The following is a 15772-nucleotide window of genomic DNA, read 5'->3' as shown; positions in this document are numbered from 1 at the left end:
CGTCAGATCGGATCCAACTTCGAGATCAACCATCGGCCGTCGACCTGATCGAGTTCGATCCGAAGGCTGCTCGACGCCGCCTTCGGATCGGGGGCGTCGGTCGAGGTGATGTTCTGGTTCACGAAGACCAGTGCAACGGCGGAATCCTCCGACGAGGACACGATCGAACTCGCCGAGACCGTTGCGCTGGAGATGATTCCGCGTTCCTTGGCCGCAGGAGCGATCGATTCTGCACCGAACGCACTGTAATAACTCAGGAAATCTCCGGTGAGGAACGACGCTGCATGCTCGATATCGGCGTCCACCGAATCCGCCCTGTAGGACAGCACGGCGACCGCACCGTCGTCGGCCGCGTCACCGATCGCCGAGCGTGACTGGGACAGTTGCTCGTCCGTACGGGTCTGCGCGTACAGGAAGGCGGTCGACGCTCCCGCACCGACGAGCACCAGCGACAGGCCCACTGCGAATGCTCGACGACCGATCATGGCACGAACTCCACATCGGAGACCAGAATCGTCCCGTCCTCGTTGTCGAGCGTGATTCGAAGCCGCCACACTCGCGGTTCTTCCTGCGCCCCGGAAGAATTGGTGACGCTGGAGGTCGCCGCCACGAGGACACTCGCGGCACTGTCGTCGGAGTTCTCGATACCCGCTTCGGTGATCGATCCCGTCGCCCGGACGTCGGCCTGCTCTACCACCGAGACGAAATCGTCCGAGCGTTCGGCGAACTGGTCACGAAACGCTCCCGTCGACCGCTCGAGTACCCGCGCGACGTCGTCGTCGACAGTGGCTGCCGAGATGGTCGTCAAGTCGAGCACACTCTGTCGTGCGGTTTGCAGATAGCGCTGCTCGAGGTCGTGCGCGGACTCGAACGTGCGATGCTGGTGAAGCAGCACTCCCGCCGTTGCGCCGAGCGCCACCACGGCGAGCACCGCAGCCCCCACCGCCCCGCGACGCACCTGCCTCGCCGGCTTCGACGAGGCAGATTCGAGCTCGCTCGGTTCCCGTTCCGGACTGTCCTCGTCCTCCTCGGATGCACTGTCCAGCAGAGTTTCTCGCTGACTCACGTCGTCACCTTCCCGGTCCGCAGAAATTCGACCGTACTACACAGTATGGATACTCCGCAGCCGAATGCCCGAGAAAAAGCGCCCTTGTCCATACCTCGAAGTATGGTACGTTTCTGTGACTCGGATCGCATTCGTCCTAGGAGGCGGACCCAGACGTGATCGTCGACAATTTCCAGAGAATTCAGTACGAACCAGCTCGGGACGGCCGAGTGGAGATGCACTCAGGTCTATCGCGGCATTACCCCACCCTGCATGCCAATTTCGTTGCGCCGCACAGCCACGATCTCGGCGTAGGGATCCTGCTCGCACATCCCACCTCTGACTTCCTGTCACACTTTCTTCTTCGTGGCTTCGCCGAGGCCGGCATGCCCATCATGGGGCTCAACACGCGATACACCTCCAACGAGCCGGCACTACTGATGGAACGCGCCATCGCCGACCTCGGATCCGGCGTCCGGTGGATGAAGAACGAACTCGGATTCGACAAGGTGATCCTTCTCGGCTTCAGCGGCGGTGGTTCGCTGTCCACCTACTACCAAGAGCAGGCGGAGACGCAGACCGTCGAGGTCGACGGTCCCCCTCTCGTCCCGGCAGATGGCCTGATGCTCGTCGGGGCCCATTCCGGACGTGCGAGGGTCCTCAGGCACTGGATCGACGCCTCGGTCACCGACGAATCGGATCCGTTCTCCACCGACCCCGCACTCGACCTGTACGACCCTTCTCGCACTGTCCCCCTGGATCGGGACTGGGTCGAGCAGTATCGCGCGGCTCAGCTCGAGCGCATCAGAAGGATCGACGACTGGGCGATTCGTGAGCTCGACACACTGTCCGCACGAGGCGCTTCGGATCACGCGTTCGTGGTGCACCGCACCGTCGCCGATCCTCGGTTCGTCGACCTGACGCTCGATCCCAGCGACAGGGAGCTGGGAAGCATGTACGGAGATCCACAACGTGCCAACACCGCCGCAGGCGGACTTGCCCGATTCGTGTCGGTGCGGAGTTGGCTCAGCACATGGAGTTCGGATCACACCGGGGCGGACGCGTTGAAGAATCTACCGAGGATCCACGCACCGACCCTCATCGTCTCGCTGCTCGGCGACCAAGCTGCCTTCGCCGACGATGCTCGAGCGATGCACGATGCCAGTCCTGATTCCACCTTGGTCGAACTGCCCGAACTCAATCACTATCTCGTCGATCAGCCGCACGGAATCGGCACCGTCACCGGCGAGTGCGGCGCCTGGATGGAGAAGAACATATGACGCTCACCCAGAACGCGATGCGAGTTCCGACTGCCTTCACGTATTGGGAACACCGCCGCAACCCTCGAATCGCTCGACTCGAGGCGGCCGCGCGCCACGTGTTCGGGACGTCGATCTTTCCGAGTGACGATGTTGCCGCCGAGTTCTGCGACAGCCTGTTTCGCGGAGACACGGTCGCCGAGAACTTCGTCGACGACGTGTTCGCAGCCGATCCGAAGGGTGGGCGAGCACTACTCGAACGCGCTCTGACGGAAGGTATCGACGCGCTCGACGACGTGCCGGCCAGCATGCGGGTGCTCTTCGACGAGTTCGAGACGCTGCCGGACTGGGTGCGGCCCGATCTCGTCGAGCAGGGCGCTGCCATCTGGCGCCGCTGGGGAACGATGTTGTTCGCCGTCGCAGGCGGAATCACCCTGGAGATGTACACCGAAGCCGCCGTCGCGACACCGCTGTCTCTCGCCGGCGGGTACGCGGGCGACAACGCCCTGCGGCGCTTTCTGGAAACGTGCCAGTTCTGGGTCGATACCTCGGAGCCAGGAGCGTTGCTGCGCATCGGCTCGACCGGCCGCGCCACCGCGATGAAGGTACGGGTGATGCACGTTGCTGTCCGACGGCGCATCGACGGCCACCCGGAGTGGGACACCGAGAAATGGGGGTACCCGATCAGCCAGGGATATCAGATGTTGACGTTACTGGGTGGCAGTACCGTGCCTGCGTTGGCGCTCCGACTGGTAGGACTGCAGACCACACCGACCGAGATTCGCGCGCTGCTGCACTTCCAGAAGTTCATGGGCCATCTGCTGGGTGTCGACGTGCGCAACTTCCCGACGACCATCGCGGACTCCCTCCGCATGACTGTCATGGTCTCGGCAGCACGAAGCTACGACGCGGGGGTGCACGGCAAGGAACTCATCGAGTCCTTTCCTGCCAGCTTCGCACCCAGACCGCACCAGAAAGGACTGGCCCGCATGCGCGCTCGATACAACTACGGAATCTACGGCGCCTACACCACACTGTTCATGGGCCCGGCGACGCGTGCGAAGTACGACATGCCCTCTACGTTTCCGTGGATTCTGATCGTGATCGCCCGGTTCCCCCTCATCACTGTCCTCGAGCTCGTCCGGCGGACTGTTCCGAGGGCCGGACGTCGGATGGAGCGCATCGCCGATCGACATCGGCGCAGTTGGCTCCGCGCCCAGATGGACGGCCGGGAGGCCGAGTTCGACGCACAGGGAGCGTTGCGACGATGACCGAGAACCTGGAATACAGCACTGGATTCGGAAACGAACATCAGTCCGAGGCAATCCCCGGCGCTTTACCCTGGGGGCAGAATTCTCCGCAGCGAGCACCCTACGGCCTCTACGCCGAGCAACTCTCCGGTACGGCGTTCACCGAACCGCGGGAGCTCAACAGGCGCACGTGGGTGTACCGAATCCACCCGTCCGCGCGTCATCCGAGATTCGAGCGCATCGACAACGGCCTCTTCCGTTCGGCTCCGCTCGCCGACGGGATACTCGATGTCAATCGATTGCGGTGGAATCCGCTCGGCACTCCGTGGCCCGACGCTGATTTCCTCGACGGTGTCCACACCATCGCCGCGAACGGCAATGTTCTGGAGCGCAACGGTATCGCGGTACACATGTATCACGCGACGAGGTCGATGACCGACAGGTACTTCGCCGACCTCGACGGTGAGCTACTCGTGGTTCCGCAGTCGGGTGGCCTCCGGCTGCACACCGAACTCGGGCTCCTCGACGTCGCACCCGGCGAGATCGCCGTGATCGCCCGCGCGGTGAAGTTTCGGGTGTCGTTGCACGATGATTCCGCCGCCGGATACATCTGCGAGAACTACGGCGCCTATTTCGCGTTACCCGAACTCGGCCCGATCGGGTCGAACGGACTTGCCCACGCACGGGACTTCTCGTACCCCGTTGCTGCCTACGAAGATCGCACTGACGAGGTGCAGGTGATCCAGAAGTTCGGTGGGCAGCTCTGGGCAGCAGAATACGATCACTCACCCTTGGATGTGGTGGCGTGGCACGGTACGCACAGCGCGTACAAGTACGACACGAACCGTTTCAACACGATGGGCACCGTCGGGTGGGACCATCCCGACCCGTCCATCTTCACCGTGCTCACCTCTCCATCGGAGCGACCCGGCCAAGCCAATGTCGACTTCGCTATTTTCCCGCCACGGTGGAACGTTGCCGAGCATTCGTTCCGACCACCCCACTTCCACCGCAACATCATGACCGAGTTCATGGGCCTTGTTCGCGGACAACATGATTCCAAGGCGGAAGGATTCATCCCCGGCGGGGCGAGTCTGCACAACATGTGGGGCGCCCACGGTCCCGATCTCGAGACCTTCGACACCGCATCGAGTGCAGATTTGGTGCCGCAGAAGTTAGAGAACTCGTTGGCGTTCATGTTCGAGACACGACTCCCGTTGATCACGACGGACTTCGCCTACAACGCGAAACACCGACAGCCGGACTACGACTCCTCGTGGAGCGGCTTGCAACGACATTTCGATTCGCAGGATTCCGCAGCCACAGGAGAGTCACGATGACCACGGCCGACATCACACGACCCGTATTCGATCTACCGGAGCCGCTGCTTCGCATCGGTGGAGCCCGTGTCGGGGCCGCCGACGGTGCGACGTACACCTCGACCGATCCTGCTACCGGCGAGGTGGTCGCAGAGATCGCCGCGGCCGGCCAGGAGGACGTCGACGCGGCCGTTCGCTCTGCGCGCCATCAATTCGAGCACGGCGAGTGGTCCCGAACCAGTGGCCCCGAACGAGGAAAAGCCCTCACCCGGTTGGCAGCACTGATCGAAGCCGATGCCGAGACTCTCGCGGCACTCGAAGCCGTCGAGATGGGCAAGCTGTACCGCGACTCCGTCGGCGGCGACATTCCCTGTGCGGCCGAAGCGTTCCGGCACTTCGCCGGGTGGGCCGACAAGATCTCCGGTTCGGCGATGTCCTTGCCGAACTTCGGCCCGCAGCAACGATTCGGCTACACGGTACGGCAACCTCTCGGTGTCGTCGCGGCGATCACCCCGTGGAACAACCCGGCTCTCATCGCAGCCTGGAAGCTTGCCCCCGCCCTCGCCGCAGGGAACACCGCCGTCGTCAAGCCTGCCGAGGACGCGTCGCTGTCGACGCTGCGACTGGCCGAGCTCGCCTCCGAAGCCGGTATTCCCGACGGGGTGCTCAACGTGGTCACCGGCCTCGGTCCGGTTGCGGGGGCTGCCCTGGCAGGCCATGGCGGCGTCGACAAGGTCTCCTTCACCGGAAGTCCCACTGTCGGCCAGTCGATTCGGAGCTTTGCGGGCGAGAGCTTCCGCAAACTCGTTCTCGAGCTCGGCGGAAAAGCACCGCAGTTGATCTTCGAGGACGCGGATCTGGAGGCTGCGATGCCCTGGATCTCGATGGGGAATTTTTACCACCAGGGACAGGTATGTGCCGCTGGGACGCGAGTCCTGGCGCACGAGTCGGTCATCGACCAGGTCGTCGACGGACTCGTTGCCGCGGCCGAGAGCGCTGTCGTCGGAGATCCGTTCGACGACAGGTCCACGATGGGGACCATCGTCAACGCGAAGCAACTCGACCGCATCGACGGCTACATCGATTCCGGAATATCCGAGGGCGCACAGTTGATCTGCGGCGGCAAACGTGAGCGCGGCGCCGGTTTCTACGCGCAACCCACGGTGTTCCGCGGTACCAACGACCTCACCATCGCCCGCGACGAGATCTTCGGACCCGTCGCCACGGTGATCGGATTCCGCACCACCGAGGAAGCCGTTCGAATCGCCAACGACACGCGCTACGGACTCAATGCGATGGTGTACTCGCAGAACATCTCTCGCGTCCACTCCGTCGTCGAGAAGCTTCGTGTGGGCACGGTGTGGGTCAACGGGTGGGGAGTTCCCGACCCAGCGCTGCCCTGGGGAGGCCGCGCAGGAAGCGGTATCGGACGTGAACTGGGCCGATCCGGACTCGACGGGGACACCGAGGAAAAGACCGTCCACATCGGCTTCGACAGCATGTGATGCCGAACTTCACCGCACGAAACGGAGATCCACAGATGACAGCTCCCGAGATCGTCGAAACCTGGAACGGGCCGGGCAGAGCCGACGCCGCCCTCACCACAGTTCAACCGCGGCACAACGGCGCGCACCCGGTGCCGGGCAGTCGCACAGGTTTCGAACACTGGTACTTCGACGCGCACCTCGACGACGGACACACCATCATCGGCTTCCTCAACCTCCGGCGGCCCGAGGAACCGGCATTGGTGGCCAAACCCAGTGTCGAGATCTTGATCTACGCGCCCGACGGAACCCGCCGTCAGATCTTCACGCGATACTCCAAGAAACACGCCTCGGCATCGATCGCTCGATGCGATGTGAGAGTGGGACCCAATCACGCCTGGGCCGAGTTCCCGCAGGAAGGTCTTCCGATTCATCATCTGTCGCTCTCGGAAGAGGACGTGACGTTCGACCTACGGTTCCACAACGAGCTGCCCAGCTGGATGCCGGGCGAAGGCGAGACCCTGTTCGGGGGGACCGATGTATTCGGTTGGGTAGTCGCTGCTCCCCGTGCACGTGTCGAGGGGTCGATCACGATCGGAGCAGAGACGAAGACCGTCACCGGACGGGGGTACGCCGACCACAATTGGGGTGCAGGCGACATGAAGAGCGTCATCGACCGGTGGCACTGGGGGCGCCTGTACGACGACGACTACTCCTTGCTCTACGCACTGGTCAAAACGAAGGAGCGACTCGGAGCGCACGAGAGCCGACCGCTGATGCTGGCGTACAAGGGCGAGGTGATTCTCAGCTCCGGCGAAGCGGAAGTCTCGGAAGGGCCGATGAAGTACAACGCCGTCGCCAATCGCGCATACCCGGAGTGGCTTCGGATCGAGATCCCCGGCGTGGTGAAGCTGATACTGACCGTCGGTACGGTAGTTCATGCACACGATCTGCTGAGCGACGTACCCGTGGCCGGCCACAAAGCTGTCCGGCCGCTGCTGTATCGACTCGTCGGACACCCCGGATACTTCCGGTTCGATTCGACCTTCGAGCTCACCGTCACCCGGAACGGTAGAACCGAAGTCCGGACGGGGAGGACATTGCACGAACTCGTGGCGCTCAACTGACCGATTCACATCACGTTGGACCGGCCGCTAAATCACCGGAGATCGAATCGATGATGTCCGGCAGGGACATCGGCCGTCCGAGGTGGTAGCCCTGAGCCAACTCGGCTCCGGATGCCACCGCGACAGCCGACAACCTCGCATCCCCTACCCCCTCGATGACTGCAGTGGTCTCGAGGGCGTGTGCGAGCCCTACCGCTGCTTCGAGTATGCGTTCCCCCCGCGAGTCCTCGGCCGCGCGTTCGGTCAGCGATCGGTCGATCTTGATGATCCCCGGTTTGAGTTGGCCGAGCAACTCCAAATTGGAGTAGCCGGTACCGAAGTCGTCGATACTGATCGTTGCGCCCAGTCTCTGTAGAAGAGTGAGAACACCGAACGCTCGGTCACCGGGTGTGAGGGTGATCTGCTCGGTGACTTCGATGACGATCTTCTCGAACCCCGCTGCCGGGCGCCATCCTAGGAGTCTGTCCATCAGGTCGCGCTCACGTAGTTCAGTGGCTGACATGTTGACCGCCACGCGTGGATGGTCGGTTCCGAACCGTTCGTGCAGTGTACCGACGTCCTCGATGAGGCAGTCCAGTACGAGATGGCCGAGGGCGCGGAGTTGGCCGGTGTCGGCCGCGATATCGATGAATTCGCCCGCACTGACCAGCTCACCGTCTCGCCTCCACCGAACGAGAGCCTCGATCATCGCTATGTCACCGGTCGCGATCGAACGAATTGGTTGGTAATGCAGCTCGAAATCGCGGGATCTCACCGCCGCTGAGAGCTGGTGGCGCACAGTTGCACGCGCGTCGGCATCGCGGTCCATCTCAGTAGTGAAGTAGACGTGTTGGTCGCGGCCGTTCTGCTTTGCCGAATACATTGCGACGTCTGCGTTGTGGAGCAACTCGTCAGCTGTGTTGCCGTCGGTCGGTTGTACGGCTATTCCGATGGACGCCGACACGAAGGCGTGGGACTCGTCGACGACGATCGGCTCGCGTACGACATTCAATATTCGGTGAACCAGACTGTCGAGAGCATCCAGATCGTCTGCGCGACTGACCAGTATTGCGAACTCGTCACCTCCGAACCTTCCGATCAGGTTGTCCTTGCGCACTGCGCCTTTCAGACGATGGGCGACGACACCGAGAACCAGATCACCGTTCCGATGGCCCAACCTGTCGTTGACTTCCTTGAAGCCGTCGAGGTCGATCCACAGCACCGCGGACGGGTCGTTGCTCGCAGCGACCACATCGGTGGCACGGGCACGAAAGAACGTGCGCGTGAGCAGGCCGGTCTGCTGATCGAACTGCTCATGCGCGGCCAGCTCTGCACTCAGACGGCGCAACCGCGAACTGTCCTGTACGACGACAACGGATCGACCCACCCCGGCACCGTCGACGAACTCGACAGAAGCCGGAACAGTGTGTCCGTCAGCGCGAACCAGCGCGCGATTCGTCGGTGCCCGGCTGTCGTTGTCGTGCCGAATCGACGGTATGAGACTGGACAGGATGCGTCCTTCGATCGCGTCGGCGGTGTATCCGGTCATGGCTTCGATCACGGGGCTAACCCGCTCGATCCGCCCCCGACCGTCGACCAGGAGCAGACCCAGGGACGAGTTGAGAAACAGCGACTCGATGAGCTTGGCTTGGCCGTCGATACGCACCGCGAGCTCTTTCTGCTCCGAAATATCGAATGCGCTGCCCACTCGCACCGGCGGCGACCCGTCGGGTGGTTGCATGTAGGTGGCCGACTCGTCGATCCATCGGATCGTGCCGTCCGGTCGGATGATTCGGTACTGAATTTGCCAACTCTGGTCCGTCGACGCGGAGACCGCAGCTACACGCTCGCGATCGTCGGGGTGCACTGCAGCCAGGAGAAGCGACGGGTCGGCCAGGACACGGGTGCGGTCCAGACCGTACAGCGCCTCTACTCGGCGGGTCAGGAGGGTCAACACTCCGGACGTGTCGCGTTGCCAGACGAGTTCTCGAATGGACTCGGTCACTATTTCGAGGTTGGTCAAGGCCCGTTCGCGCGCCCGCCGCTCGGCTGTGATGTCGCTGACGTCGATGACCACGACGATGACGCCGAGGATCTCGCTGTTGTCTCCGCGATAGGGCTGCGTCTGCATCAGCAAGTCACGCTGGTCGCTTTCGAGCTCGATGAGTATCGAATCCCCGCCCAATGTTCTCTGCAGCGCGTCGTCGAGTCCGGGAACGGTGATGGCCGTCGGGACCGCACTGAGAGTCCGACCGATGTCCGACGGTATGAGCGAGAACAGACGTACCGCCAGGGGCGTGAACCGAGTGACGCGGAGGTCTCTGTCGAGCAGGACCAGTCCATTCGTGAGGGAACTCTGAATATTCTCCAGATCGATGTTCGCACGCGTCAATTCGGTTCCGCGCGTTGTGAGCTCTTGGTTCAGCGTCGTCAGTTCTTCGTTGGTCGCTTCGAGTTCTTCGTTGGACGCCTGCACTTCCTCGGACGACGCCTGCAGTTCCTCCGACGATGCCTGCAGTTCCTCGTTCAGGGCTTGCAGTTCCTCGTTGGCTGTGCTGAGGTCCTCGACTGTCGCCTGGAGTGCGTCGTAGACGGTCTCGAGTTCGTCGCTGAAATCTACTGCAGTACCGACTGTTTCCGGATCCAGGCCGACGTGAAGGACCGGTTCGGAGTCGAAGGCAACAATCGCGCCATCGCCGCTGCCGTCGGCAAGGGAGGAGCCGATCCGGGTGACCGATATCCGGGTAGTTGCCTCGTCGGATCGAATCGTTCGGGTCGTCGCTTTCGGGGCACTGTGCTGAACTTGGCTGAGCATGGCACGAACCGTCGCGCGGTATTGCTCCTTCAGAAGGTCGACGACACTGCCACTGTGTACGCCTTCGCTTATCGTGCACCACTTCCCGACATCACCGACCACCTCGATGAGGATCGACCTGTCGTCGACGATAAGCGCCGCGGGCACCACGGATCTGACGATGTCGCGGTAGAACTCTCGATCGGCGACGGAAGTGTGCGTCGAAACATCCACCTGCTCAGCTTGTTTCGGTGAACGGGTGAGCGGAAAGACTCCGCGGAGTGGAAGCCCGAGCACACGGAGATGCTGGCGCCTGCGATACAGGCGGCGATCGGGATCGACGACCGTGAACGCCTCATCGGTACGTGGAACGCGTTCGCTCTGACCGAGCAGCAGCAACCCTTTCGGATTCAGGGCGAACTGGCACAGATGTAGAACTTGCTCCTGCAGTCGCGGTTGAAAGTAGATCAGCGTGTTGCGCAGGGAGATCAGATCGAGGTTGGGAAACGGCGGGTCGAACGCCACATTGTGACGAGCGAACACGATGCTTTCACGCAGCGCGGGAAGCATTTCCACTGTGCCGTCGACTATGCGCGTCCACTGGCGGCGATAATTCTCAGGAATCTCATCGGCCTCGCTCGATGGGTACTTACCGGCTCGCGCGACATTCAAGGCGTGCTCGTCGAGGTCCGTGGCGAAGATCTTCACACGACTGGACAGTTCGTCGGCTTCGACACCGAGTACGTCCGCAGCCAGCATTGCTATTGTGTAGGACTCTTGACCACTTGCGCAGCCGGGCACCCAAATTCGGACCTGATCGGATCCCGATGCTTCGACGGCTGTGCGTAGATGCTCGCGGATACCGTCCCAGACATCCCGGTCACGAAAGAACGCCGTCACGGTCACGAGAAGCGCCCTCGACAGTGCCGATGCCTCGGTGGGAGCATCACGCAGAAGCGTGGCATACGAGCTCGCGCTTCCGATGTTCAGAAGTCTTTGTCGCCGGGCGATTTGACGTTCCAGTGTCGAGGTCTTGTATCCCGAGAAGTCGAGTCCGGTCTCTGCGTGCAATGCCTCGAGAATGTCGTCGAGGTGCGCCGGACCGAGATGGACGGTATCGGCGAGGTCATCTGTGAGTGAACCGCCGTAGTCCATCAGTGTGTTGTTGTCGAGGTAGCGCTTCAGTTCACGGGGGATGTCCTGCGCCGGTGCCTCGATATCCACCGATCCAGTTGCAAATGTGGCCGCCGGCATCGGCTCGAAGGCCGCTGTTGCCAGTTCTTGTACCGCAACGAGACCGCCGGCTGACTCGACGGCCTCGACTCCCGACGCTCCGTCGTTTCCGGTACCGGACAGGACGACGGCGACAGACCTGTCCTCGAACGCCCGCGCCGCGGAGATGAACAGACGATCGATACTGGGCCACGGCCGAATGTTCGCACTGGGGGCTTCGATTGCGATGCGATGACCATCGACCAAGATGTCGTGGCCCGGTGGCGCGATGAAAACGGTGTCCGCGCGAAGTGGAGCCCCGTCGACAGCTTCGACGACCTGCAGGTCTGTCGTACGATCGAGAATGTGGGCAAGCTCGCTGGCCTCTGTCGGCGCCATGTGTTGGGCTACCACTACGCACCAGCCAAGGCCCACCTCGACTACTCCGAGCATCGACGTCAGAGCGTCGAGCCCACCAGCTGAACTACCGACAACGATCACCCGCAATGTCGGCACGGTTTCATCCGAATCCTCGCGCACAAGGCTCCCCTTCGAACGACCCACCCGACGGCCTAGAAGGGCCTCGAGCACCTCACTCTGCCATACTGGCGCACCGCGCAGTGTGTCGCACGGACAATGACCGGGGCAACATTCGAGGCGAGTTTTCCAACAGTGTTCGAACGCCGCCGCGTTCGACCTACTTCGTGAGCACTGCGTCCAGAACGTCCCTCGCCCGTGACCGCAGCCACGCGTGCGGCGGGTCGCTGTCGTTGCGTCGGTGCCACAGAATGTGGACGGGACTGCCTGGCAACTCGAACGGGAGACTTCTGGCGACGATCCCGAACCGCCGCATTGGGGCGGCGCACATGCCTTCCGCTACTACGGCAACGAGATCCGAGTCCGATACAAGTTCCAACGCCGAGGAGCTCGTCGGAACAACCGCGCACACGCGTCGATCGAGGCCTATTCCCCCCAGGACCTCGTCGACGCGGTCTCGATCACGCCCTCTCCTCGACACGATGACATGTCGAGCGGAGGCGAACGACGCCGCCGTGACAACGTCCGACGCGAGTGGATTCCCGGGCCGCATCGCAGCTACCACCCTGTCTGTTCCCACGAATGTCGACGAGATGTCCGGAGCAGAAGCGCTGGTGGCTCCGATATCGAGATCGACACGCCCACGCTGCACATCGAGGTCGTCGTTCGCGGCCTCTGCCACGAACCGTACGGAAACCTGAGGCATTGCATCGGCCACCATATCGAGCAAACGCGGCGCGAGCGTGCCGAGAAGCGCATCGTGACACCGGACGACGAACGTCCTGTCGACTCGAGCGAGGTCCACCTCGCGCCGGGGAGTCAGTAGAGCACTCGCGCGGCGTACGAGATCACCGGCCTCGTCTCTTATCTCCAGAGCACGGGGGGTCGGCGCCATCGTTCGGCCCGATCTCACGAGAATGTCGTCACCCGTCGCACGTCTGATTCGCCCCAGGGCACGACTCATTGCCGGGGCTGAGAGCCGCATCCGATCGGCCGCACCCTGGACGCTGTTCTCTTCGAGCAAAGCATCCAGGGCCAGTAGCAAGTTCAGATCCACATGCACGAGAGTAAACTAATAGATTCCAATATTGCACTGGAGTTAACTGTTCCCGGAGCCTAACTTGGCGACATGGACATCTCCAGCACACTTCTCTCTCAGGTCGAGGAGGTCGCACACGCCGCAGGCGAGACGCTCCTGACCTTGTTCGATCCCGACAGCCGCCCCACCGACCGGACCCAATTGTTCGACGCCATGCGCCGGAACGAGGACGCGGTCTCCGGCCTACGGGACGAACTCGCCTCGCTTCGACCGAATGCCCAGTGGCTGCCGGACACTCTGTCGTCCACCTCGCTACCGGACGGCGAGTGGTGGGTTGTCGACGCGGTGGAAGGAAACGTCAATCACGTCCACGGATCCGGCGAGTGGTGCGTGACGGTCACACTCGTCGTCGACGGCGCTCCCACACTCACGGTGGTTCGGCAACCGATCGGAGACAGGACCTACACCGCGGTCACCGGCGGCGGCGCGTACCTGGGCACTACCGAACTTCACGTGGCTCGCAAGCGCGACCTCGCCGACGCCGTTGCTCTCACCGGTCAGGCAGAGCACGGACAGACTGACACTCACCAGGCGATATCTCGGTCGGTCGAGGCACTGCTGGGCCAGAGCTTGTTGGTGCGCGCAACCGTGCCGTCGACCTTCCCACTTCTGTCCGTGGCGGCGGGCCACGCCGACATCTTCTGGCAATATCGCCCCACGCTCCCCGGCGTGGCAGCCGGACTACTTCTCGCCACCGAAGCCGGCGGAATCGCAACGCGAATCGACGGGACCCCGTGGCACCCGGGAAGCGCCGACATTCTCGTGTCCAATAGATCGCTCGCGCAACAGGCTTCGGCCACCCTCTCCTCCATCTGATCGATCGAAAAGGTAGCAAGTCATGCACATCACCATCCTCGGCGCGTCGGGCGCTACCGGACACCAGCTGACCGGGCAAGCACTCGAACGCGGACATACCGTTGTCGCCATAGCGCGCGATCCCGGCCGAATCGCCCTTCCTGACGCCCCGCACCTGACGAAGGTGTCGGCCGACGTGTTCGACGCCGAATCCATCGAGCGTGTCATCGACCCCGGCACCATCGTGATCTCAGGTCTCGGGGTCACCACAGGTGGTGTCGGAACCCTCGACGCAGGCGCGCGAAGCATCATCGCCGCCCGACCATCCCGAATCATCTGGCTCGGCGCCTTCGGAACGGGTACCTCAGGCGAGGCCGCCGGCGTGTTCACCCGCTGGCTACTGCGTCGCGTCATGGGAAAAGAACTGCCCGACAAAGTAAGTGCAGACGCTGCGGTCCTCGGTGCGGGAGGAACCGTCTTCCATGCTGGACCGCTGACCGACAAACTGCGTGCAGACACATGGAAGACAGTTGCGCTCGAAGATGCCCCCCGAAGGATCTTCCCCGCGACAATCAGCCGCGCAACCGTTGCCGCGGCGATGCTCGACGAAGCCGAGAGCTGCGTCTTCCCCGGAGTGACAGTGATCCCTGTGCGCGGGTGAAACCCTGCGGGAGCCTTCGACACTTTCAGCCGCACCGCAGGCTGCGTCGAGTGACTGTCGAGTCGGGCCGGAAACGAAAATGCCCCGAACTGCATCGCTGCAGCTCGGGGCATTTTCTTCTGTGCGCCCGAAGGGATTCGAACCCCTAACCTCTTGATCCGTAGTCAAGTGCTCTATCCGTTGAGCTACGGGCGCGTGCTATTCAATTGGTCTTGCTGGCCGGTAGAACTCTACCAACCGTGGCGGAGGCGAGAGGATTTGAACCTCCGGACCCGGTGAAGGGTCAAGTCATTAGCAGTGACTCCCATTCGGCCGCTCTGGCACGCCTCCTAGGCTGCCGGCCCTCTCGGACCGCCGAGGAAGAAGATTACACATGCCTACACGGTTAACGCAAAACGGCTGGTCAGCGAAGGAATGAGTCGAACCAGTCGAAGATTCGGGTCTGCGCTTCGACGAGGGCAGCCGCCGTCGGATCCCCGTCCTCGGCGCTGCCGGGTGACGGCGGGGCATCAGCTCGGTGACCGAGTCCGCCGTAACTGACCACATTGGTTGCCACGGACGCTTTCGTCGCCGCCTCCCGAAGGCTCTCGATGTGCTCGGGTGGGGTCTTGGGGTCGTTCTCGCCGTACAGGCCGAGCCACGGCGCCTGAAGCGACGGCGCGGCTTCGACGAGCGCGACGGCGTCGTCGTTCAACGGCTCGAGAATCCCGGCTGCGGCGACGCTGACAGCTGCACCGATGGGACGATTGGTGGCGACGATCAGCGCGGCGGTCCCAGCGTCGTCGAACCCGATGACGCCGACGCAGTCCGGATAGACGCCTCGAGTGGTGAGCCAGTCGAACGTGGCGTCGAAGTCGGCGAAGAGGTTCTCGCCGAAGACCTCGTCGCCGTCGGTGTCGGCGTCGCGATGGAAAAGGTCAGGAGCGACGGCCAACCAACCCTCCAGCGCGAGGGCGCGCAACAGATCCAGCAGCGACGCCGGGATCTCGCGGGACTCGTGCAGGACGACGATGCCGCCGCGCACACTGCCGTCGGGCTCGATGGCGGTGAGGGGGACTTTCTGCTGCACCGCAGGTGGTTGCTCGGTGTCGGCTTCCACCACACCGGGGTCGACATCGATTCGGAGCACTGCCACATCCGTGAAGATTCCCGACATGAACCCAAACTAGTGCGCTCGTGCGGTGCTCGCATCAATACCGGCGGACACACAG

12 protein-coding genes and 2 tRNA genes are annotated in these 15772 nt (G+C 62.9%); 7 read left to right on the top strand and 7 right to left on the bottom strand.

Annotated features, from left to right (window positions below; genetic code table 11):
• Positions 1 to 2: 2 nt before the first annotated feature.
• Positions 3 to 485 carry a hypothetical protein gene (locus tag CH293_RS11645; protein ID WP_037104169.1) on the bottom strand — a complete coding sequence of 161 codons (483 nt, stop codon included), beginning with the start codon at positions 483 to 485 and terminating at the stop codon, positions 3 to 5.
• On the bottom strand, positions 482 to 1066 hold the full coding sequence (locus tag CH293_RS11640; protein WP_255122821.1) for a hypothetical protein: 585 nt from the start codon (positions 1064 to 1066) through the stop codon (positions 482 to 484). The genes CH293_RS11645 and CH293_RS11640 overlap by 4 nt, the downstream gene beginning before the upstream one ends.
• Positions 1067 to 1431: 365 nt before the next feature.
• Between CH293_RS11640 and CH293_RS11635 the strand changes: the two genes are divergently transcribed.
• Genes CH293_RS11635 through CH293_RS11615 form a run of 5 tightly spaced genes read left to right on the top strand, consistent with a single transcriptional unit; the run spans position 1432 to position 7484 of the window.
• Entirely contained in the window at positions 1432 to 2325 is an 894-nt protein-coding gene (locus CH293_RS11635) for an alpha/beta fold hydrolase (protein WP_255122820.1), read from the top strand.
• Positions 2322 to 3575 carry an oxygenase MpaB family protein gene (locus tag CH293_RS11630; RefSeq protein ID WP_094720291.1) on the top strand — a complete coding sequence of 418 codons (1254 nt, stop codon included), beginning with the start codon at positions 2322 to 2324 and terminating at the stop codon, positions 3573 to 3575. Before CH293_RS11635 ends, CH293_RS11630 begins: the two co-directional genes overlap by 4 nt.
• Positions 3572 to 4894 (top strand): homogentisate 1,2-dioxygenase, encoded by a 1323-nt coding sequence (gene hmgA / locus CH293_RS11625; RefSeq protein WP_094720290.1) that lies wholly within the window; start codon positions 3572 to 3574, stop codon positions 4892 to 4894. Before CH293_RS11630 ends, hmgA begins: the two co-directional genes overlap by 4 nt.
• Positions 4891 to 6378, top strand: coding sequence for an aldehyde dehydrogenase family protein (locus CH293_RS11620; protein WP_094720289.1), 1488 nt, complete (start codon positions 4891 to 4893; stop codon positions 6376 to 6378). The genes hmgA and CH293_RS11620 overlap by 4 nt, the downstream gene beginning before the upstream one ends.
• Before the next feature lie 35 nt (positions 6379 to 6413).
• Positions 6414 to 7484, top strand: coding sequence for a lipocalin-like domain-containing protein (locus CH293_RS11615; RefSeq protein WP_369597562.1), 1071 nt, complete (start codon positions 6414 to 6416; stop codon positions 7482 to 7484).
• Positions 7485 to 7494: 10 nt separating this feature from the next.
• On the opposite strand, the gene CH293_RS11610 is transcribed toward CH293_RS11615, so the two are convergent.
• Positions 7495 to 11985, bottom strand: coding sequence for an EAL domain-containing protein (locus CH293_RS11610; RefSeq protein ID WP_255122819.1), 4491 nt, complete (start codon positions 11983 to 11985; stop codon positions 7495 to 7497).
• A gap of 181 nt (positions 11986 to 12166) precedes the next feature.
• Positions 12167 to 13063: a LysR family transcriptional regulator gene (locus tag CH293_RS11605; protein WP_217900757.1), complete on the bottom strand. Its 897-nt coding sequence runs from the start codon at positions 13061 to 13063 to the stop codon at positions 12167 to 12169.
• A gap of 72 nt (positions 13064 to 13135) precedes the next feature.
• On the opposite strand from CH293_RS11605, the gene CH293_RS11600 reads away from it, so the two are divergent.
• Together CH293_RS11600 and CH293_RS11595 are read left to right on the top strand one after the other, a co-directional pair.
• Positions 13136 to 13921 carry an inositol monophosphatase family protein gene (locus CH293_RS11600; protein WP_217900756.1) on the top strand — a complete coding sequence of 262 codons (786 nt, stop codon included), beginning with the start codon at positions 13136 to 13138 and terminating at the stop codon, positions 13919 to 13921.
• A gap of 22 nt (positions 13922 to 13943) precedes the next feature.
• Entirely contained in the window at positions 13944 to 14561 is a 618-nt protein-coding gene (locus CH293_RS11595) for an NAD(P)-dependent oxidoreductase (RefSeq protein ID WP_094720285.1), read from the top strand.
• Between the two features lie 122 nt (positions 14562 to 14683).
• Here the strand turns inward: CH293_RS11595 and CH293_RS11590 are convergent.
• The 3 genes from CH293_RS11590 to CH293_RS11580 form a co-directional block, all read right to left on the bottom strand.
• Positions 14684 to 14756 (bottom strand) — tRNA-Arg (locus tag CH293_RS11590).
• Positions 14757 to 14801: 45 nt separating this feature from the next.
• Positions 14802 to 14891, bottom strand: a tRNA-Ser gene (locus CH293_RS11585).
• 73 nt (positions 14892 to 14964) lie between these two features.
• Positions 14965 to 15717 (bottom strand): dienelactone hydrolase family protein, encoded by a 753-nt coding sequence (locus CH293_RS11580; protein WP_037111628.1) that lies wholly within the window; start codon positions 15715 to 15717, stop codon positions 14965 to 14967.
• Positions 15718 to 15772: the final 55 nt, after the last annotated feature.

The organism is Rhodococcus sp. 14-2470-1b (assembly GCF_002259415.1).
Taxonomy (GTDB): Bacteria; Actinomycetota; Actinomycetes; order Mycobacteriales; family Mycobacteriaceae; genus Rhodococcoides.
This window is presented reverse-complemented; position numbering and strand designations above follow the sequence as displayed.